General features: G+C 31.1%; 20 protein-coding genes. 1 reads left to right on the top strand and 19 read right to left on the bottom strand.

Features of this window, described 5'->3' with window-relative positions:
• Nucleotides 1-98: 98 nt before the first annotated feature.
• A complete protein-coding gene (locus BMY86_RS04375) occupies nt 99-1,892 on the top strand; it encodes a GNAT family N-acyltransferase (protein ID WP_091465733.1) in 1,794 nt (597 codons plus the stop codon).
• On the opposite strand, the gene BMY86_RS04370 is transcribed toward BMY86_RS04375, so the two are convergent.
• The 19 genes from BMY86_RS04370 to atpB form a co-directional block, all read right to left on the bottom strand.
• Nucleotides 1,893-2,291 carry a DUF2752 domain-containing protein gene (locus BMY86_RS04370; protein ID WP_245745603.1) on the bottom strand — a complete coding sequence of 133 codons (399 nt, stop codon included), beginning with the start codon at nt 2,289-2,291 and terminating at the stop codon, nt 1,893-1,895. It abuts the gene before it with no gap.
• Nucleotides 2,292-2,328: 37 nt separating this feature from the next.
• Nucleotides 2,329-2,715: a DUF4234 domain-containing protein gene (locus BMY86_RS04365; RefSeq protein WP_091465731.1), complete on the bottom strand. Its 387-nt coding sequence runs from the start codon at nt 2,713-2,715 to the stop codon at nt 2,329-2,331.
• A 92-nt stretch (nt 2,716-2,807) separates the two neighbouring features.
• Complete coding sequence (locus tag BMY86_RS04360; RefSeq protein ID WP_091465728.1) at nt 2,808-3,767, bottom strand: 2-hydroxyacid dehydrogenase; 960 nt, start codon at nt 3,765-3,767, stop codon at nt 2,808-2,810.
• A gap of 126 nt (nt 3,768-3,893) precedes the next feature.
• Nucleotides 3,894-4,889 (bottom strand): tRNA dihydrouridine synthase DusB, encoded by a 996-nt coding sequence (gene dusB, locus BMY86_RS04355; protein WP_091465726.1) that lies wholly within the window; start codon nt 4,887-4,889, stop codon nt 3,894-3,896.
• A 169-nt stretch (nt 4,890-5,058) separates the two neighbouring features.
• Nucleotides 5,059-6,324 carry a murein hydrolase activator EnvC family protein gene (locus BMY86_RS04350; protein ID WP_091465724.1) on the bottom strand — a complete coding sequence of 422 codons (1,266 nt, stop codon included), beginning with the start codon at nt 6,322-6,324 and terminating at the stop codon, nt 5,059-5,061.
• 25 nt (nt 6,325-6,349) lie between these two features.
• On the bottom strand, nt 6,350-7,129 hold the full coding sequence (locus BMY86_RS04345; RefSeq protein WP_091465721.1) for a lipoprotein insertase outer membrane protein LolB1: 780 nt from the start codon (nt 7,127-7,129) through the stop codon (nt 6,350-6,352).
• Nucleotides 7,129-8,442: a tetratricopeptide repeat protein gene (locus BMY86_RS04340; RefSeq protein WP_091465719.1), complete on the bottom strand. Its 1,314-nt coding sequence runs from the start codon at nt 8,440-8,442 to the stop codon at nt 7,129-7,131. The genes BMY86_RS04345 and BMY86_RS04340 overlap by 1 nt, the downstream gene beginning before the upstream one ends.
• Nucleotides 8,443-8,475: 33 nt before the next feature.
• Complete coding sequence (locus tag BMY86_RS04335) at nt 8,476-9,486, bottom strand: sugar nucleotidyltransferase (protein ID WP_091465716.1); 1,011 nt, start codon at nt 9,484-9,486, stop codon at nt 8,476-8,478.
• Between the two features lie 111 nt (nt 9,487-9,597).
• Nucleotides 9,598-10,032, bottom strand: a complete 435-nt coding sequence (gene dut, locus BMY86_RS04330) for a dUTP diphosphatase (protein ID WP_091465714.1) — start codon at nt 10,030-10,032, stop codon at nt 9,598-9,600.
• Nucleotides 10,033-10,063: 31 nt separating this feature from the next.
• The gene (locus BMY86_RS04325; RefSeq protein ID WP_091465711.1) at nt 10,064-11,566 is read right to left on the bottom strand and encodes a lipopolysaccharide biosynthesis protein; all 1,503 of its coding nucleotides are present in this window, start codon (nt 11,564-11,566) and stop codon (nt 10,064-10,066) included.
• A 37-nt stretch (nt 11,567-11,603) separates the two neighbouring features.
• Entirely contained in the window at nt 11,604-12,044 is a 441-nt protein-coding gene (locus BMY86_RS04320) for a hypothetical protein (RefSeq protein WP_091465709.1), read from the bottom strand.
• 3 nt (nt 12,045-12,047) lie between these two features.
• The gene (locus tag BMY86_RS04315) at nt 12,048-12,473 is read right to left on the bottom strand and encodes a GNAT family N-acetyltransferase (RefSeq protein ID WP_091465707.1); all 426 of its coding nucleotides are present in this window, start codon (nt 12,471-12,473) and stop codon (nt 12,048-12,050) included.
• Complete coding sequence (locus BMY86_RS04310) at nt 12,473-14,821, bottom strand: S9 family peptidase (RefSeq protein ID WP_091465704.1); 2,349 nt, start codon at nt 14,819-14,821, stop codon at nt 12,473-12,475. Before BMY86_RS04310 ends, BMY86_RS04315 begins: the two co-directional genes overlap by 1 nt.
• Nucleotides 14,822-14,925: 104 nt before the next feature.
• Nucleotides 14,926-15,783 (bottom strand): ATP synthase F1 subunit gamma, encoded by an 858-nt coding sequence (gene atpG, locus BMY86_RS04305; protein ID WP_091465702.1) that lies wholly within the window; start codon nt 15,781-15,783, stop codon nt 14,926-14,928.
• A 72-nt stretch (nt 15,784-15,855) separates the two neighbouring features.
• Entirely contained in the window at nt 15,856-17,430 is a 1,575-nt protein-coding gene (atpA, locus tag BMY86_RS04300) for a F0F1 ATP synthase subunit alpha (RefSeq protein WP_091465699.1), read from the bottom strand.
• Nucleotides 17,431-17,454: 24 nt separating this feature from the next.
• On the bottom strand, nt 17,455-17,985 hold the full coding sequence (gene atpH / locus BMY86_RS04295) for an ATP synthase F1 subunit delta (protein ID WP_317040092.1): 531 nt from the start codon (nt 17,983-17,985) through the stop codon (nt 17,455-17,457).
• A gap of 9 nt (nt 17,986-17,994) precedes the next feature.
• The gene (locus BMY86_RS04290; protein ID WP_091465694.1) at nt 17,995-18,495 is read right to left on the bottom strand and encodes a F0F1 ATP synthase subunit B; all 501 of its coding nucleotides are present in this window, start codon (nt 18,493-18,495) and stop codon (nt 17,995-17,997) included.
• Between the two features lie 84 nt (nt 18,496-18,579).
• On the bottom strand, nt 18,580-18,777 hold the full coding sequence (atpE, locus tag BMY86_RS04285; protein ID WP_014082777.1) for an ATP synthase F0 subunit C: 198 nt from the start codon (nt 18,775-18,777) through the stop codon (nt 18,580-18,582).
• Nucleotides 18,778-18,814: 37 nt separating this feature from the next.
• On the bottom strand, nt 18,815-19,966 hold the full coding sequence (atpB, locus tag BMY86_RS04280; RefSeq protein WP_091465690.1) for a F0F1 ATP synthase subunit A: 1,152 nt from the start codon (nt 19,964-19,966) through the stop codon (nt 18,815-18,817).
• Nucleotides 19,967-20,132 lie beyond the last annotated feature (166 nt).

The following is a 20,132-nucleotide window of genomic DNA, read 5'->3' as shown; positions in this document are numbered from 1 at the left end:
AAATTACATAAATCAATAATTATTTGTGATTGTTACATTTTCATAACCAAAAATTAATAAGAATTGTTATCTTTGTTACTTGCTCAAAACATAGATAAATGGGATTAGTTACTGCAAAAGAAGTAGCCAAAGCAATAAATACGGACAAATACGGTTTTTTAGGAACTTTTTCTGGGTGGTTACTCATGAAAGTACTTAAAATCTCTACATTGAATAAAATCTACAATAGAAATAAACACTTAAGTGACGTTGAGTTTTTAAATGCGATTTTAGATGAGTTTCAAATTAAATTTGAAATCCCTGAAGAAGATTTAAAACGTTTACCTAAAGATGGTGCTTACATAACTATTTCAAATCATCCATTAGGAGGAATTGATGGTATTTTATTATTGAAATTAATGTTGGAACGTGAACCAAATTTCAAAATAATTGCCAACTTTTTATTGCACCGCATCGAACCGATGAAGCCGTACATTATGCCGGTTAATCCGTTTGAAAATCATAAAGATGCTAAATCTAGTGTTATTGGAATTAAAGAAACATTACGTCATTTAAGCGATGGAAAACCATTAGGTATTTTCCCAGCTGGTGAAGTTTCGACCTATAAAGATGGGAAATTAATTGTTGACAAACCTTGGGAAGAAGGCGCTTTAAAAATCATTAAAAAAGCAAAAGTTCCGGTTGTTCCAATATATTTTCACGCTCAAAACAGTAAATTATTTTACACTCTATCAAAGTTAAACGACACTCTTCGTACAGCTAAATTACCTAGCGAATTATTAACACAGAAAAATAGAGTAATTAAAGTTCGTATTGGAAAACCAATTCCGGTTAGCGAATTAAATGAACACGAAAGTATTCCAGAATTTGGTGAATTCTTAAGAAAGAAAACCTACATGCTTTCTAATTCTTTTGAACCAGAAAAACCACAATTGGCTTTTCCTAAATTCACTTCAACTAAACCGCCAAAACAAATTGTAAAACCGGCTAATCATGATCAGATTTTAGAAGAAATTAATTTTCTAAAAGAAGGCGATTACCAGTTATTACAAAGTAAAAACTATAGAGTCTTTTTAGTAACCGCTGAAAAAATTCCAAATATTTTACATGAAATTGGACGTTTACGTGAAATTACATTTAGAGAAGTTGGTGAAGGAACGAATGAAGCGATTGATTTAGACAAATACGATCAATATTATCACCATATGTTTTTATGGGATGATGACGCACAAATGATTGCAGGTGCATATAGAATGGGATTTGGTTCTAAGATATTTCCAAAATATGGTTTAGAAGGATTTTATTTGAATGAATTATTCAAATTTGAACCAGAACTAAATGACATGATGAGTCAGTCTATAGAAATGGGCCGTGCCTTTATCATTTCAGAATACCAACAAAAACCGATGCCATTGTTTTTACTTTGGAAAGGAATTGTTCATACAACTTTACATTATCCAGAACACAAGTATTTAATTGGTGGTGTAAGTATCAGTAATCAGTTTACAGAGTTTTCAAAATCGTTAATGATTGAGTTCATGAAATCTCATTATTACGATCCTTGGATTGCACAGTACATCAAACCAAAAACAGCGTATAAAGTACAATTAAAAGATGCTGATAAAGATTTCGTATTTAATGAAGCGGAAGCTGATTTGAATAAATTCGATAAAATTATTGATGAAATCGAACCAGGAACATTACGTTTACCAGTATTAATAAAAAAATACATTAAGCAAAACGCACGTGTGGTTGCATTTAACGTTGACCCAATGTTTAACAACGCCATTGACGGATTGATGTATATTAAAATTTCGGATATTCCGGAAAGTACTGTTAAACCAGTAATGGAAGAATTTCAAGCAGAATTAGAAAGAAAACACAAAGGGTAATTATTGCCAAATGGATTGTTTTAAAATACTATCCATATTGTGTTCTTTAATATAGAAAAACAGGCGTATTAAATGATACGTTCCTAATAGTATTCCCATTACATAAGCGAGTTTCATGCTGTAAAAGATTTTATCAAAAAAAGGTTTTTGATAAATAATTTCTGCAATAAGTTTTCCTAAAACCAACAGACAAAAAAGGACAAAAAAAGGTCCGAATAAATGATGGTATAAACTTCTGGAAAGATCACCTTCATAGAAATATACCAATGATTTTGTGATTCCGCAACCCGGACAAGGAAATCCGGTAAGCATTTTAAACGGGCAAAAAGATTGTTCGTTATCTAAATTTCCAGTGTTATTTTGACCAATAAAAAATGGAACAATCAGCGTAACGAGCACACCGATTATTCCATATATTCTATTTTTTATAAAAGGTTTAATTGTATAATTTGTTAATATCACCTTGAATAATCATTGCAGATACCATTGGAAAGAAAAACCCTAATACCATTAACAAAACAGATTCGTCTTTTTGTGGCTGACCTGTTAATTGGTAAATTTTTGGTAAAGCTTCTTTACCAGCAACCCAGTAATAATATAAATTAATAGGCATACAACAACCTGCTAAAATAGCAACTGGTGAAGAAATAACTTCTTTACCTGAAACTGCATTCATTACTTCGGCAGCTTTAATATTCCAATAAATTAAATATAATCCACATGTCAAAATTCCGAAAATTAAGACCATAACAGGATCTACTTTAAATACAGGAATAGTTGGTTTTGGATTATTCCATTCTTCTTGATTAGTAACTTCATTCATAATTTAAAAGTTTTAGTTTTTAGTTTAGTAATTAGTTGAATATTTTTTGTTTTTGTTACAATTTCAAATATATAAAATGATTTGTAAGAAATTTACGTTGTTCGATACATTTTTAAAATTTTATCAACAATTACTTGTGCTAACTTTTCTTTGCTTTCGAATGTCCAACCTGCAATATGTGGTGTTAACAACACATTATTAGCTTGTAATAAATATTCGAATGCTTTAGGTTTTTCACCTTCAAAAAGAGTTTCAAAAGATAATTTTTCATATTCTAAAACATCTAATCCAGCACCTAAAACTTTACCCGATTGTAATGCTGCAACCAAATCAGCTGTGACAACACTTTTTCCTCTTGCAGTATTAATAAACCAAAATGGTTTTTCAAACTGATTGATAAATTCTGCATTTACCATCTTATCCGTTTCAGGTGTCCAAGGAATATGTAAACTTAATACATCCGCTTTTTGCTGTAATTCATGTAAAGAAACTTGCTTTGCATTTTCATCACCCACATTTGGTAAGATATCATAACACAATACTTCTACCTCAAAACCACGTAATTTTTTGGCAAAAGATTTACCCATATTACCATATCCAATAATTCCGACCGTTTTACCATCTAATTCGGATCCACGATTACTTTCACGATTCCAATGTCCGGATTTAACTTCCTTATCTGCATTATTCAATTTATTAAAAAGCGACAAAATCATCCCCAAAGCATGTTCACCTACCGCATTTCGATTTCCTTCAGGAGCAGCAATTAAATTGATATTCTTACTCAGCGCATAATCGCAATCAATACTTTCTAAACCTGCACCTACACGCGCAATAAATTGTAAATTTTTGGCTTTATCGATAAAGTTAGCATCAATTTTAAAACGGCTACGGATAACAATTCCGTGATAGTTTTCAATTTTGTTTTCTACTTCTTGTTTGGTAGAAATAAAATCGGCTTCGTTTGTAAAACCAGCTTGTTCTAATTGTTCCCAAAGTAAAGTATGATTAGTATCTAAATGAAGTATTTTTACGGCAGAAAGATTTTGCATTTTGCGAATTTTAAAATGGAAAGTTACTAAATTTTATCACACTGAACAATGCAAAATATTCTTCATGAATTTAATAATCCATGACAGTATGTTTGTTAGACTAACAAGAATCTGAAAAACAAATAATTAAACCTGATGCTCGTAATTTGCATACACTTCACGAATTTGATTAAAGATTTCAAATAATTCGTTGTGTCCGTCAGTAGTCACTAATTTTTGTTTGTATTCTTTAAAACCGTGAATACCTTTGAAGTAATTGGTATAATGACGTCTCATTTCAACAATACCAACGCGTTCACCTTTCCATTCCATCGACCAGATTAAATGATTTTGAGCGGCTTCTACTCGATCGGCAACAGTTGGCGGTGCTAATTTTTCACCTGTTTTGAAGAAATGTTTGATTTCGTTAAAAATCCATGGATAACCAATCGCAGCACGACCAATCATCATTCCATCTAAACCAAATCTATTTTTATATTCTAATGCTTTTTCAGCCGAATCGATATCGCCATTTCCGAAAATTGGCATAGAAATTCGAGGATTATTTTTGATGCGTTCAATATGCGTCCAATCAGAATGTCCTTTATACATTTGCGCACGCGTTCTTGCATGAACCGTTAATGCTTGCACGCCGATATCTTGCAAACGTTCAGCAACTTCATCAATATTTATAGAAGATTCGTCCCAACCTAAACGTGTTTTAACCGTAACTGGTAAACTAGTTCCTTTGATAACTGCTTTGGTTAATCGGATCATTAAATCTACATCTTTCAATACTCCAGCACCAGCACCTTTACAAACCACTTTTTTAACAGGACAACCAAAATTAATGTCCACTAAATCAGGCTGAACCGTATCTACAATTTTAGCAGACATTTCCATTGCTTCTTCGTCGCCACCAAAAATTTGAATACCCACAGGACGTTCATAATCGAAAATATCCAATTTCATTTTACTTTTCATGGCATCACGAATTAATCCTTCTGAAGAGATAAATTCAGAATACATTAAATCAGCACCATGCATTTTACACAATCTACGAAAAGGCGGATCGCTCACATCTTCCATAGGTGCAAGTAATAATGGATGTTCTGGTAAAATGATATTTCCTATTTTTGGCATATTCTAATTTTGTGCAAAGATAAAACAAAGTTAGAAGTTGGAAGTTAGAAGTTAGAATTTTTTTTAAAACACATAAATACAGATATTTCTCAAAGTGTTTAGACACTTCTCAAAAACAAAAAACCTCTGTAATGCTCTTACAAAGGTTTAGATATAATTGATTTTTATATTATTTCGGAGCAATCCAACTTTTTGGATTCAGTACCGTAGTATTTTGATTGATAACGAATTTTAATACTGAAGAACCTTTTGCATTCGTTTTAATTTTCCCTAAAACTTGTTTGGTAGTAACTTTTTGTCCAACAGAAACTGAAACACTACTTAAATTACTATACGCTGTAAAGAAATCTCCATGACGTACTAGAACTGTATATGAATTAGTTGTTTGTGAAACTTGAACTCCAGAAACCTCACCGTTAAAAACAGCTCTAGCAGAAGAACCAGCATCGGTAGTGATATCAATTCCACTATTATGAACCACAAGGTTATTATATTCGGGATGTGGCTGATCTCCATAACCCATAGAAATATATCCTTTTTCAACTGGCCAAGGTAATTTACCTTTGTTGGCTTTAAAGCTATCTGAAGCAAGTTTTCCTTCAGGTGTTAATTCGATTTTTGTTGAAGAAACTGGCGCTGTTTTTACTGGAACCGTTGTTCCATTTTTTTGAGCTGCAGCTTTTTTGGCAGCAGCTTGTTTTTTATTTTCAGCAGCAATCGCATCTGCAATCATTTTTTTAATTTTCTTATCGATGGCTTTTCGTTCTTTATCCATCTTAGCGATTTCAGCGGCTATTTTTTTCTTATCTTTTTGGATCAGTTTGGCTGTTTTCTCTTTTTCTTGCTTTAATTTTTCGTGTTCCGCTTTTATTTTTGTTCGCTCCACGATAACCACTTCTTTCTCTTTTTTATTCGTTTGCAGTTCGTTAACCGCAACACCTAAACGAGCTTGTTTTATTTTAATTTCTTCCGCTTGACGTTTTCTATAACCTGCATATTGTTTCATGTATTGCACACGTTTATAAGCTTGCAAGAAACTATTTGAAGACAACACAAACATAATTCGACTTTGTTCAGAACGACTTTTATATGATTTTACAATCATTTTAGCATAGTCTTCTTTCATGATTTTCAAATCTCTATTCAACTTATTGATTTCCAATTGCGTTAAATAAATATTATCATCTAAAATTCGAGCTTGTTTAGCGATTGTAGAAATGATTTTTTCACTGATTTTGATTTGCTCGTTTTGACTAGCAATTTCTTTTAAAACAGATTTTTCCTTTTTCTTTTCGTTTTGAAGTTTAGCTTTTGCTTCAGACAATTCTTTTTGTAATTGCTCTTTTCTTTGCTCTAACTTTTCTTTCTCATCAATTTGAGCAGAAACTGTTAAAGTCATTAATAAAACGAATATAGATAGAAGAAATTTGTTCATTCTTGAAAATTATTTTTTTGCGAAATTAATCAATATTTATCGGAGTATAACCATCCGGAATAGAATAAGGATACGTTAATGCTTCATTAAACGTAATTTTTTTATATTCTATGTCGATTTTAACCTGATCTTTTTGATTCGCTACAATATTAACGCCAGTTGGTAAAAACATATTGTCTTGATTGAAATAAGATGGATAGTTAACCAACACGTTTCTATTTTGAGAAATTTGATTGATGAATTGCTTTTTCAATAAGTAGTTTGCACTTTCAAAACTGTATAATTTTTCAGTGTTGGATGTGTTTTTCGATTTTAATTGAAATAAATTATCTGCCACTTCAGCGATAAATTCTTCTTTTGTTAAATTATCGATTGGTTTACCTAATAATAAATTTTGAACTTTTTGAAAGTCTAAATCGGTTCCTAACATTTTGGTTAAAATAGAATAATCACCATCAAAAAAAGTTCCGTTTTTCTTTTCGAAATAACTTACTCGAGTTGGTGTAATTAACGCTTTTGCCATTGGAATTCCAACAAATTTTAAATTGATCCAAATGATTTCATCTTTTTTAATTCTTATATCAGCACCAATTGAAATAGATTGATGTGCATCTTCATAACTTGCAGAAGTACGAATAGAAGCCGTTTGAAAATTCAATACATTTTCATAGTGCTTTTTAATTACTTCTTTGGCTTTATTATCTACAACAGTTTCATTTGAAATAGATTGTTCGGCAACCTTTTTCTTCGTTTTACAGCTCAACATAGCTATTGCAGCAAATAAAAATATAAGTGTTTTTTTCATTATTGTTTTGAAAGTGTTTCTAATCTTTTTTGATACGTTTGTTTTAATTTGGCATCTGATAATCCGTCGGCACAAATAATAAATTGTTTGCAAAATCCAATTTCTAAACTAGAATCGTCAATTAAATAATCGATACCCATTTCTAAAAAATCTTTTGCCTTTTTATAATTTTTCAAATTATTATTTCCTTTTGCAGCGTAATAATACAAGTTGGCTTTAGTTGGATACAATTCGATAAATCCTTCTGCTTTTTTAGCCATTTTATCAAACTGTTTATTGAAATCATAAATATTCAATAACAAATCGATGGTTTCTACATCATTAGTAGTCGACTTCTCAATGTATTTTTGAGCCAATTCGAAATTGTTTTTATTGTAAAAAAACTTTCCAATTTCTTTCGTTACATCCATTCCAATATTATTATCAAAATACGTAATAGTATTATCGATTTCCGTTAATAATTGTGGATTTTTAGTGGCAAAAATTAAATATTCATTTAAAACTCTTTGTTTAATTTTGAAGTCAATTTTACTACTCTTCGCAACTCTTTTATAAGATTCTGTAGCTTTAGCACTATTGTTTTCATTAATGTAAAACTTCACTAAACTCACATGCGCCATATCCGAACTTGGAATTTCTTTTTCTAACTGTAAAGCCGTTTCAAAGGCTTTTTCTTCTTGGTTAGCTGTAGAATAAACGTAAATTAAATCGATATAATTTTGTTCTAATTTCGGATTTGATTTAATGGCAGCTAATAAATCATTTGTTTGAGGCTTTACTCCTTTTGCCATTGCTTGAATTTGTACTTGATACATTTCCATTGTTTTGGTTAATGTACCCGTACTTTCAATATCATCGATAACTTTTTTGGCTTTATCGAATTGTTGTGTATGCATGTACAACGACACCAAATCTTCTTTCATATTGGCATCAAATGTGACCAGTTTTTCCACAATTGGAATTGATTTATGAAAATCTTTTAACTGATAATACACATCGTACAATCCATTCCAATACCAACGTTGTTTTGGTTCTAATTCAACTGCTTTTTTAAAAGCAATTTCTGCTTGAACGTAATTTTGCTGCGCTAAATAATTAACACCTAATTGGTAATGAATTTCAGGATTATTGGGTTCTTTTTGCAAACATTTATCTAATGACAAAATAGCTTTATCATAATTTTCAATGGCTTTTTGTTTCAAAGCTTCATAAAAATTATTTTCGAATTCATTTTCCGCAGTTTCTACTTCTTCTGGATTTACTTGTCCGAAAGAAAGTTGAAAAAGGAAAAGAAAAGCTATTATTTTTCTCATTAGTTTTTTGTTCTATTTTATTTGAATCAAAAATTATTCCATTGTTGAATAATCACCTAAACTTACACTTGTAAATTCTCCATTATAGTTAACGTGATTTCCTATCATGGCATTGTCTAACTTAGCATTTTTTATATGCGCATGCGTTTGAATTAAACTATTTTTGATCGTACTATTCACCACGTGACAACCTTTCCCTAGAGAAACATTTGGACCTACCGTAGTATTAATTAAATATACATCTTCATCAATAAAACATGGAGGAATAATCGTAGAATTATCCAATCTTACATTGGCAGCGACTAAATTTTCACCATCTGCTTGTAAAAATCCTAACATTCTATTATTGGTATCAACCGTTACATCTTTGTTACCGCAATCCATCCATTCATCCACTTTACCTGGAACGAATTTCATTCCTTTTGCCATCATTTGTTTGATACCATCATTAATTTGGTATTCGCCACCATGAATGATATTATTATCTAAAACCGATTGTAATTCATTTTTCAAAACAGCAATATCTTTAAAATAGTATATTCCAATAACGGCTAAATCGGATACAAATTCTTTTGGTTTTTCAACTAATTCGATAATTTCTCCATTATCGTTTAAGTTTACTACACCAAATGCTTCCGGTTGATCTACTTGTTTTACCCAAATAACACTATCTGCAGTTGCGTCTAGTTCGAAATCGGCACGAATTAACGTATCCGCATAAGCAATAACTGCTGGTCCAGATAAAGAATCTTTAGCACACATAATCGCATGACCCGTTCCTAAAGCTTCATTTTGGTAATAAATGGTTCCTTTAGCTCCAATTTTAGTAGCAATTGCTAATAAATCTTTTTCAACTTGAGCACCAAAACTTTCGTGAATGATAAATGCCACTTCATCAATTGGTTGATTGATAACTTTTGCTATATCTTCTACTAGTCTGTGAACAATAGGTTTTCCAGCAATTGGAATTAATGGTTTTGGGATTGTTAAAGTATGTGGACGAAGACGAGAACCGCGTCCAGCCATAGGTACGATTATTTTCATATTTGCCTCCCCTGTCCCCTCCAAAAGAGGGGTAACCTATCGAGGAGCATAGGTTTTATGTTACATTTTTATTTTTATTCCTTTTTGTTCCCCTTCTGGGGTTAGGGGGCTTTATTTCACTCCAGTACTACCGAATCCGCCTTCACCTCTAGAGGTTTCTGATAGTTCGATTGTTTCTAACCATTCTGCACGTTCGTGTTTAGCAATGATTAATTGCGCAATTCTTTCACCATTTTCAATAACGAAATCTTCATTGGAAAGATTTACTAGAATAACTCCAATTTCACCACGATAATCGGCATCAACAGTTCCAGGAGAATTTAAAACAGTGATTCCTTTTTTAAATGCCAATCCACTTCTTGGACGAACTTGCGCTTCGTAACCAATTGGCAATTCAATAAAAAGTCCGGTTTTTACTAACGTTCTTTCTAAAGGTTTTAGTGTGATTGATTCCGTTAAATTGGCACGTAAATCCATACCAGCAGAAGCATTTGTTTCGTAATTTGGTAATGGATGTTGTGATTTATTGATGATTTTTATTTGCATTATATTATTTTTTTAAACTGCGAAGTTTATATTATTTTCTTTTAATCAATTTCAAAATGACTTCTGTTTCATTTTTGTAAATATAGTAACTAAAGCCAATGATTGCAAGTATTCCGAAAATGTATGTATCTCTAAATATTTTAACATAAAAAGAAACACAAGCAAGCGTTATCGATACAAAAAGATAGGTTAGAATTTTTCTCATTTCAAACGGAATTGGATAGCGTTTTCTTCCTAACAAATAAGAAATTAGCATCATACTTCCATAAGCACAAATAGTTGCAATAGCAGATCCGACATAACTTAAATTAAATTTTACAATTAAAACATAATTTAAAACCAAAGTTATAATGGCTCCAATTGCAGAAATATAAGCACCAATAATAGTTCTATCAATTAATTTGTACCAAACTGACAAACTTGTATAAATTCCTAAAAAGAAATTTGCTATTACGATTAAAGGAACTATTGTCATAGCTTCCCAATATTCTGGTTGTCTTACTAAGAAGAATTTAACCACATCGGCGAAAACCACAACAACTAATAAAATTAACGAACCTAAAATGACAAAATATTTTGTGATAGTTGCATACACTTGTTGCGCATTTTCCTTTCCAGCTTGACTGAAGAAAAAAGGTTCTACCCCCAAAGTATATGCCGTTCTAAACAACACCATGAACAAGCCGATTTTATAACAAGCCGAATACGCTCCAACAGCAGCTTTAGCAATAGATGGATCTAAAAATTTATCCAATAATATTTTATCTAAATGCTCGTTAATTCCGAATGCTAAACCTGCGAAAAGTATAGGCCATCCGTAATTAAGCATTTTTTTCCACAACTCCTTATTGAACAACCAATTTGCTTGAAAATAATGCGGCATGAACAAAACAAAAGTGAACAAACTAGCGATTAAATTTGCAAGGAATACATAGCCAATTTGATAATCTTCCACATAAATAGAACTCCAAAAACCTTCCGGATTCGCATTTGCTAATTTTGGTATAATGGCCAGTAAAAATACGTTTAGCAACATATTAATAATGACATTAGATATTTTAAACACAGAGTATTTAATCGGTTTTTGTTCTGCTCGAAGTTTTGAAAAAGGAATAATTACTAATGCATCAAAAGCTAATATCCAAATGGCATAGTTTACATATTCTTTGTCGACATTTAAAAAACCAGCCAACGTTTTTTGAAATAAAAGCGCTATACATAGAAATAAAATGGTACTCCAAAATATAGAAACAGTAGCCGTACTTATTACATCTTTTTTATTTTGCTCGATTAGACCTTCATCTTTAGTATCTTGCTTATGATAAAATCTGAAAAAAGCCGTTTCCATTCCGTAGGATAAAATGACATTAAAAAATATCATATAAGCTAACAAAATAGTAATTTCACCATACATCTCTGGTTTTGGCATATAAGATGTATGCAGACTAACCAGTAAGAAACTGATTACTCTAGGTAAAACTGTGGCTAAACCGTATATAAGGGTTTGTTTTAAAAGAGTTTTATTGGCGCTCAATTAGATTGTTTTTAGATTTAAAAGTAAACAAAAGTAATTAATTTCTTTTATTAATGGAAGGATACTCTAACATAGCTAATTCTTTAACATCATCAAAAACAACAGTACTTTCTTTACCATCTATTTTAAAATAAATTCGAGCTTGGCTAGGTTTTAATCCCGTATTAATTGTGGGAGTTGGAACCGTTTCATTCATATTGTCAAATGTTTTTATGGATGCTTGATACGACAAATCATTTACTTTAAAAAAAGTACTTTCTCTATCTTGAAACTGAATTTTTACCATTTCAATATTTTCGGGTAAACTTTTCGATAACGCAACATTTAAAATTGTTCCTCCGCCAGCACCTTTAACTCCACCAACCCAATTTTGAAAAGTTATTTTTTCCACATATTGTTTCGCTTCTTGTATTCCTTTTTCTGAAGAACAAGAATTATAATTGAAAATTGTTATTAAAAACAAGACTAAAACTTTCATTTTTTATTGATTTAAAAATTTAATAAAATGAAACCCTTTTGGCACAAAACCATGATTGATATAAAATTTTCCAGCTGCAAAATTTGTAGTAAAGGCATCTAAAACAATTTGATTGGCATTTACTTCTTTTGCTATTTCATGAACTTTTTGAATTAACAAATCACCAATTTTTTGACCTCTAAAATTTTCATGAACTACAAAACTGTCGATTTCAACATATTTCCCCGACCATAATTTTGTTCCAACCCAAACGCCAGTTAATGCAATAGTTTGATTCTCTTTTATAATTATTATTTGTGAATAATTGCTTTTTAACATTTCATCTAAAAGTGTACCATATTTTTCTAAAGTAAAATCTGGATACATTTGCTGAACAATATCTAAGTGTTCCAACATTTCTTCTTTTTGATGTAATAAACGAATTTCCATTATTTTTTGCCTAATAAATTTTTATTAAATAAATCCAATATTCTACGATATTCATCCACCCAAGAATAGGTTTTTTGAAACCCATGAGCTTCAACCGGATAAACCGCTAAATCCCAATCTTTTTTACCTAATTCAATGAAACGTTGTGTTAATCGAACAACATCTTGAAACTGCACATTATCATCTACCATTCCATGTAACATCAATAATTTATCTTTTAAATTTTCAGCGAAATAAATAGGCGAACTTTTTTTGTAAGCTTCTGGATCCGTTTCTGGAAAATTTAAAATATTAGCCGTATAACCCTGATTATAATGTGCCCAATCGGTAACTGAACGTAAAGCTGCACCTGCTTTAAATTCACCTGGTTTGGTTAATAATGCCATTAAAGTGATAAATCCTCCATAAGATCCTCCATAAATTCCGACTTTGTTTTTATCGATACCTAATTTTTCTACTAAAAATTTTTTACCATCCAATTGATCAGATAAATCCTTTCCACCCATATGACGGTAAATTCCTGTTCGGAAATCACGTCCATAACCATCACTCGCTCTATAATCAATATCTAAAACAGTGTATCCTAAATCGGACAACAAATTATGAAACATGTATTCTCTATGATAGGTACTCCAATAATTATGGGCGTTTTGTAAATAACCAGCACCATGAACAAAAATAATTGCTGCTCTATTTTTGCTTTCCGACTTAGGTTGATACAATCTAGCATAAACGTTAGTTCCGTCTGTTGCTTTAAAAGTTACAACTTCTGGAGTTTTCCAATTGTATTGTTTAAAAGCCTCTGTAGTAGAATAAGTGATTTGTTTTAACGTTGGATTCGGTTTGTTTTCTGCTACATAAACTTCCCAAGGTTTATTTATGTAAGAATAACGAATAGCTAATTGTGTTTCATCTGGAGACAATTCAATTTCATAAGCTCCATCATTCGTTAGAATTGGTGTTTTCTTACCTGAAGAAATATCTAATTTATAAAAAGAACGATTTCCTGGATGTGTTTCCGTTGTTGTAATATAAAAAGCATTACTCAGTTTTGACAAAGTAACATCGCGAACTTCCCAATTTCCACTTGTTAATTGTGTTTTCTTTTTAGTTTCTAAATTAAAAGTATATAAGTGTGAATATCCAGAAGCCTCTGATTGAAAATAAATTGTTTTATTATCGGCTAAAAAACCTAAAGTCCCACTTGTAAAATTGTAACCAGGTATACCAGGCCCGCCGATCCAAGCTTCATCATGTTGATAATCAATTTCTGTAATTGTTGCTTTTTCTAAATTTAATTGAAGTATCCATCGATCTTTATTATCTAAACTTCTTGCTTCAAAAACAGCTAAGCTACCATTTGCATTATATATAGGCGCCTGCATAGTTATCGCTTTTTCAATTGGATCTGCATTTTTTAAATCATTGTATTCCTGATAATATTTTGGCGTTGTTTTTATACCTGTCAACTGAGAAAAAGAAAGTGGTTTCACTTCATCTTTTTCAACATCATAAACATACATTTTATGCTTACTGATATTGTTTATAGACACCTTTTCTCGAGCTGAAACATTTTTTGTAAAACCATCTTTAGTGATAAAGTTTTCAACTTTTGTCTCTTTAGAATTTGAATATTCCGACAATCTATAAGTAACAAATTTACCATTTGGATTAACTTTAACAGCTTCTAAAGTATTGGAACCGAAAAATATTTCTGAAGGGAATTTAATTTCATATTCCTCCGAACGGTTTTGATTCCATTCTGATTTATCATTTTCTTCATTAATAAATTTAAACAATTCTTTTTGTTGAGTATTCAAATAACTATCATTGTTTTTATTATCTGAATTTTTAGAACCCATTTTAAAATTAGTTACCTGTTTCAGTTGAAAATTAGTGACATTCAGCTGGAAAAGATTTCTATTTTGCTGAAAAAATATAATATTTGGATTGTTACTTCTTTGAATTGAATTAACTGAAGCCGAAGTTTGATATATGATTTTATTTTCTTTCGATTTTTTATTGTAAGCAAACAGCACACCTTGATTAGAATAATAAACAATATCGAATTGTTCTTGACCATGAAATTGTATTTCTGCAAAATTATATTCTGAAGTTGGTAAAAGTTTAGGTTCTTTTAAACCATTTTGCCAATAATAAGCTTTATCTCCAAGTTCGTTTTTAGGATTCCAGTCGAAAAATATAGATTTTCCGTCTACAGACCAATGAATATTGGATGGTTGATTACCAACAAATCCGTTTCCTTTCATTATTTCTTCAAGTTGAAGATTTTGAGAAAATAAAATGGTTGAAGAAATGAAAAAAAGTGAAGTTAAAAAGTATTTCATAATTGTGTGTGTTTACACAAATATATAAAATAAAAAAGTCCCAATAAATTGGGACTTTAAGTATTTTAAAAAATTAACTTTTATAATTAAAATCTACTAGATTTTTAATTATTTAATGCCTCTGCTCCACCAACGATCTCAAGGATTTCTCCTGTAATTGCCGCTTGACGTGCTTTGTTATATGTTAATTTTAATTGATTTCTTAATTCGGTTGCGTTATCAGTTGCTTTGTGCATAGCTGTCATACGCGCACCATGTTCTGCAGCAAATGAATCTCTTAAAGCTTTATACAATTGCGTTTTTAACGATTTTGGTATTAACTCTAAAACGATTTCAACTTTTGATGGTTCAAAAATATAATCAGAAGAAATAGAATCAGAACCTGCAATTGGAGCTAATGGTAAAAATTGTTCATTAACTACTACTTGAGTTGCAGCATTTTTAAACTGGTTGTATACTAATTCGATTTTATCGTATTCACCATCTAAAAACAAATGTGTTAAAGCTTGAGCAATTTCAGCAGAGTTATCAAAAGTTAAATCATCAAAAATGTCACTTCTGTTAGCGATTACATAATTTGTTTTATGTAAAGCATCATTTGCTTTTTTACCAATTGCAAAAACACCAACATTATCATGTCCGTATTTATCAGAAAGGGCTTTAACTTGCTTAATTACATTTGAATTTAATGCACCACACAAACCTCTGTTTGAAGTAATAGCAACAACTAATACTCTTTTAACTTCTCTTTGAGTAGTATATTCAGCTGCAACATCACCTTCTAAAGATGCACTTAAACCTTGAATTAACTCTGTTAATTTTTCAGAATAAGGACGCATTGCAGTGATAGCATCTTGTGCTTTTTTTAATTTAGCAGCAGAAACCATTTTCATAGCAGAAGTAATCTGCATCGTTGAAGATACAGAAGTAATTCTATTACGTATTTCTTTTAAGTTTGCCATTTGTTTAATTTGTCAATTTGACAATTCACAATGCGCCAATTGGGGAATTGGCACATTGAAATTGAAAATTAATTAATATTTTGCTGAAATTTCTTTAGCAGCAGCTTCTAATACATTTGTGATGTTATCATCAAATTTACCAGCTTTTAAAGCATCTAAAGTATCTCTATGTTTTAAGTTTAAGAATTGTAAAAAGTCTTTTTCGAATTCTTTTACTTTGTTTACAGGAACATTCTTTAATAAGTTTTTAGTTCCAGCGTAAATAATAGCAACTTGATTTTCTACAGCGAACGGATCATTTAAACCTTGTTTTAAGATTTCTACGTTACGTTTACCTTTTTCAATTACATTTAAAGTAACTGCATCTAAGTCAGAACCAAATTTCGCGAATGCTTCTAATTCACGGAATTGTGCTTGGTCTAATTTTAATGTACCAGATACTTTTTTCATTGATTTGATTTGCGCGTTACCTCCAACACGAGATACCGAAATACCTACGTTGATAGCAGGACGAACTCCAGAGTTGAATAAATCACCATCTAAGAAGATTTGTCCGTCTGTAATCGAAATTACGTTTGTTGGGATATATGCAGAAACGTCACCAGCTTGAGTTTCAATAATTGGCAAAGCAGTTAAAGAACCACCACCTTTTACGATACCTTTTAATGATTCTGGTAAATCGTTCATGTTTTTAGCGATTTCATCATCGTTAATTACTTTACAAGCTCTTTCTAATAAACGAGAGTGTAAGTAGAAAACGTCTCCAGGATAAGCCTCACGACCTGGTGGTCTTCTTAATAATAATGATACTTCACGGTAAGCAACAGCTTGCTTTGATAAATCATCATAAATAATTAAAGCAGGACGACCTGAATCACGGAAATACTCACCAATTGCAGCACCTGCCATAGGAGCGTATACTTGCATTGGAGCTGGATCAGAAGCGTTAGCAGCAACGATAACTGTATAAGCCATTGCACCTTTTTCTTCTAATGTTTTTGCGATTGCAGCTACTGTAGAAGCTTTTTGACCTACAGCAACATATATACAGAATACTGGTTGACCAGCATCATAAAATTCTTTTTGATTTAAGATAGTATCTAAACAAACTGAAGATTTACCAGTTTGACGGTCACCAATAACTAACTCACGTTGTCCACGTCCAACAGGAATCATAGCATCGATAGCTTTGATACCAGTTTGTAATGGCTCAGTTACTGGCTGACGGAAAATTACCCCAGGAGCTTTACGCTCTAATGGCATTTCGTATAATTCACCACCAATTGGTCCTTTACCATCGATTGGGTTACCTAATGTATCAACTACACGTCCAACCATTTGTTCACCAACTTTTAAAGAAGCAATTCTGTTTGTTCTTTTAACGCTAGAACCTTCTTTAATACCTGTTGATGGTCCTAATAATACAACCCCAACATTATCTTCCTCTAAGTTCAATACGATAGCTTCTAATCCGTTTTCGAATTGTACTAACTCACCGTATTGAGCATTTGATAAACCATATACACGAGCAATACCGTCACCAACTTGTAGTACAGTACCAACTTCTTCTAACGTAGCACCAGATTGAAAATCTGATAATTGTTTCTTTAATATTGCTGAAATTTCAGCTGGTTTAATTTCTGCCATTTTATATATATTTAATGGTATTTATTAATTTGTTGTAAATTCTCTTTTTAACTGTTGTAATTTATTTGCAACAGAAGCATTATATTGTTTGTCTCCAATTCTGATCACAAAACCACCAATGATAGATTCATCAACTACATTTTTGATTGTAATTGTGTTTGATGAAAACTCTTTTAATTTTGACATCACTTGAGTTTCTAATTCAGCAGACATAGGAATAGCAGTTGTAACAACAGCTGTTTCTACACCACTAGCAACATCAAACAAAGTATTGAATTGTGCAGCAATTGCAGGTAAAATTTCAAATCTTTTATTCGCTAAAAGCAATTGAAATAAACCATTTGTTTCATTTTGTACTGAAGAAAAGATTTCTTTAACAGCGTTTAATTTTACATTTTCTGAAACGATTGGGTTTGCAAAAAATTCTTTTAATTCTGTACTTTCTTTAGTAGCTAAAACAATTGATTTCATATCATTATTTACCGCAACAGTATTATTATTAACTGAAGCGATATCTAAAATTGCTTTTGCGTATCTAATCGCAGCTCTTGACATAACTATTGATTAGTTTAATTTAACATCTCCTAACATTTTCTCAACTAAAGCAGTTTGAGATTCTTTGTTAGAAAGTTCTTGTTTTAATAATTTTTCAGCGATTTCTAATGATAATGAAGAAACCTGATTTTTGATTTCTGCCATAGCACTATTTTTTTCGCTTTCGATTGTAGCTTTTGCTTGCTCAATCATTTTAGCACCTTGAACTTGTGCTTCTTCTTTAGCATCAGCAATCATTTTATCTTTGATAGCTGTAGCATCTTTAATCATAGCGTCTCTTTCAGCACGAGCTTCGTCTAATAACTTTTGGTTATCAGATTTTAAAGCTAGCATTTCTTTTCTAGCGTTCTCAGCAGATAATAAAGCATCTTTGATACCTTCTTCACGCTCTGTAATTGTAGTCATAATTGGTTTCCAAGCAAATTTAACCAATAATACAATTAACACCACTAAAATTATAGCTTGCCAAAAGAATAAACCGAATGAAAAATCGTTAATTAACTTATCCATTTTATATTTGAGTTGTAATTAATTTAGTTTTTTGAATAAAAACAAACCTGCAACCAACCGTTACAGGTTTTGTTTCTTTTTTAATTAAGCTTTACCTAAGATTAAAGCAGCGAATGCTAAACCTTCTAATAACGCAGCAATAATAATCATCGCAGTTTGGATTTTACCAGCAGCTTCTGGCTGACGAGCAATAGCATCCATTGCAGAACCACCGATTTTACCTAAACCTAAACCAGCACCGATTACTACTAAACCTGCACCTACTAACATTGGAATGTTCATAATATATATATTAAAATTAAACTTATATTAAATTTTATTAATGATGATCATCATGATCATGATCTTGCACCGCCATACCAATAAATAATGACGATAACATTGTAAAAATAAACGCTTGCAAAAAGGCTACTAAAATTTCAATAACAGAGATAAACAATGTTAATCCGATTGAAATTGGTAAATCAGAAGCTAAATTTTTACCTACGAAAATCATTGCAATTAAACTCATAATTACTACGTGACCAGCAGTAATATTTGCAAATAAACGAATTAATAATGCAAATGGTTTAGTTAATGTTCCTAATAATTCAATTGGCATTAAAATGATTTTCATTGGAACTGGAACACCTGGCATCCAGAAAATATGTTTCCAATAATCTTTATTAGCACTGAATTGCGTAATGATAAATGTAAATAATGCTAAACAGATAGTTACCGCAATATTTCCTGTAACATTGATTCCTAGCGGAGTCATTCCTAATAAATTCAGAATCCAAATAAAGAAAAATACTGTTAATAAATAACCCATGAATTTTCTATATTTTTTCTCTCCAATATTTGGGATTGCAATTTCATCTCTAATAAAAATAATTAGCGGCTCTAAAACTCTACCAAATCCTTTTGGCATACTGTTGTTTTTTCTATACGCTTTAGCTAAACTAGTAAACATAAAGAATACTAAAAAAGCAGCAAATAACATTGAAACAACATTTTTAGTAATAGAGAAATCTAAAGGCTTGTTATTTGTAGGATGATTGTGAGCATCTAATTCTAATTTCCCAGTAGCATCTGAACTATAAATTTTACCATGGTGTAATTTATAGTAACTTCCATCTACATTTGCTAATTCTTCAGCATTGTGAAATTTTGAAGACGAAAACACTTTCAATCCGTTATCCCATAAAATTACTGGTAACGAAAAACCATAATGTTTTCCAGCTTCACCATCAGAAAAGAAATTAAAATCGTAAGAATCTTGTAAATGGTGCTCTATGTAAGCGTTAACCTCATCTTTCTCATTAACCGCTCCAACCGCATGATGAGCATCTGTTTTATGAGCGCCTTCTACTGCATGTTTTTCAGAAGAATGACTTACACTATCACTTGCAACATTTGAGAAACCAAATAAAGGTAATATTGAAATTACTATCGCTAAAAATAAATTCAGTGGTTTGTTTGAAATCACCATTTGAGATATTATATTTTATTGTTTAAATTTTTTTGCAAAAGTACAATTTTTATTAATATAGCAAGTTTGAAATTGAGATTTTTTTAATATTTTTTAGTTTGATTGCATAATTTTAGTTTTTTAACAATTTTGAAACAAAATAAACTTCAAAAACCACGAAAATCAT

Source organism: Flavobacterium urocaniciphilum (genome assembly GCF_900110615.1).
In the GTDB taxonomy this organism is placed as follows: Bacteria; Bacteroidota; Bacteroidia; order Flavobacteriales; family Flavobacteriaceae; genus Flavobacterium; species Flavobacterium urocaniciphilum.
Note: the sequence above shows the minus strand (reverse complement) of the source record. Positions and strands in the feature narration are given on the sequence as shown.

What these genes read in the sequence shown, in the direction of transcription:
- BMY86_RS04375 (WP_091465733.1), top strand. Translation starts at nt 99, where the DNA reads ATGGGATTAGTTACTGCAAAAGAAGTAGCCAAAGCAATAAATACGGAC.
- BMY86_RS04365 (WP_091465731.1), bottom strand. Translation starts at nt 2,715, where the DNA reads ATGAATGAAGTTACTAATCAAGAAGAATGGAATAATCCAAAACCAACT.
- BMY86_RS04360 (WP_091465728.1), bottom strand. Translation starts at nt 3,767, where the DNA reads ATGCAAAATCTTTCTGCCGTAAAAATACTTCATTTAGATACTAATCAT.
- dusB (WP_091465726.1), bottom strand. Translation starts at nt 4,889, where the DNA reads ATGCCAAAAATAGGAAATATCATTTTACCAGAACATCCATTATTACTT.
- BMY86_RS04350 (WP_091465724.1), bottom strand. Translation starts at nt 6,324, where the DNA reads ATGAACAAATTTCTTCTATCTATATTCGTTTTATTAATGACTTTAACA.
- BMY86_RS04345 (WP_091465721.1), bottom strand. Translation starts at nt 7,129, where the DNA reads ATGAAAAAAACACTTATATTTTTATTTGCTGCAATAGCTATGTTGAGC.
- BMY86_RS04340 (WP_091465719.1), bottom strand. Translation starts at nt 8,442, where the DNA reads ATGAGAAAAATAATAGCTTTTCTTTTCCTTTTTCAACTTTCTTTCGGA.
- BMY86_RS04335 (WP_091465716.1), bottom strand. Translation starts at nt 9,486, where the DNA reads ATGAAAATAATCGTACCTATGGCTGGACGCGGTTCTCGTCTTCGTCCA.
- dut (WP_091465714.1), bottom strand. Translation starts at nt 10,032, where the DNA reads ATGCAAATAAAAATCATCAATAAATCACAACATCCATTACCAAATTAC.
- BMY86_RS04320 (WP_091465709.1), bottom strand. Translation starts at nt 12,044, where the DNA reads ATGAAAGTTTTAGTCTTGTTTTTAATAACAATTTTCAATTATAATTCT.
- BMY86_RS04315 (WP_091465707.1), bottom strand. Translation starts at nt 12,473, where the DNA reads ATGGAAATTCGTTTATTACATCAAAAAGAAGAAATGTTGGAACACTTA.
- BMY86_RS04310 (WP_091465704.1), bottom strand. Translation starts at nt 14,821, where the DNA reads ATGAAATACTTTTTAACTTCACTTTTTTTCATTTCTTCAACCATTTTA.
- atpG (WP_091465702.1), bottom strand. Translation starts at nt 15,783, where the DNA reads ATGGCAAACTTAAAAGAAATACGTAATAGAATTACTTCTGTATCTTCA.
- atpA (WP_091465699.1), bottom strand. Translation starts at nt 17,430, where the DNA reads ATGGCAGAAATTAAACCAGCTGAAATTTCAGCAATATTAAAGAAACAA.
- atpH (WP_317040092.1), bottom strand. Translation starts at nt 17,985, where the DNA reads ATGTCAAGAGCTGCGATTAGATACGCAAAAGCAATTTTAGATATCGCT.
- BMY86_RS04290 (WP_091465694.1), bottom strand. Translation starts at nt 18,495, where the DNA reads ATGGATAAGTTAATTAACGATTTTTCATTCGGTTTATTCTTTTGGCAA.
- atpE (WP_014082777.1), bottom strand. Translation starts at nt 18,777, where the DNA reads ATGAACATTCCAATGTTAGTAGGTGCAGGTTTAGTAGTAATCGGTGCT.
- atpB (WP_091465690.1), bottom strand. Translation starts at nt 19,966, where the DNA reads ATGGTGATTTCAAACAAACCACTGAATTTATTTTTAGCGATAGTAATT.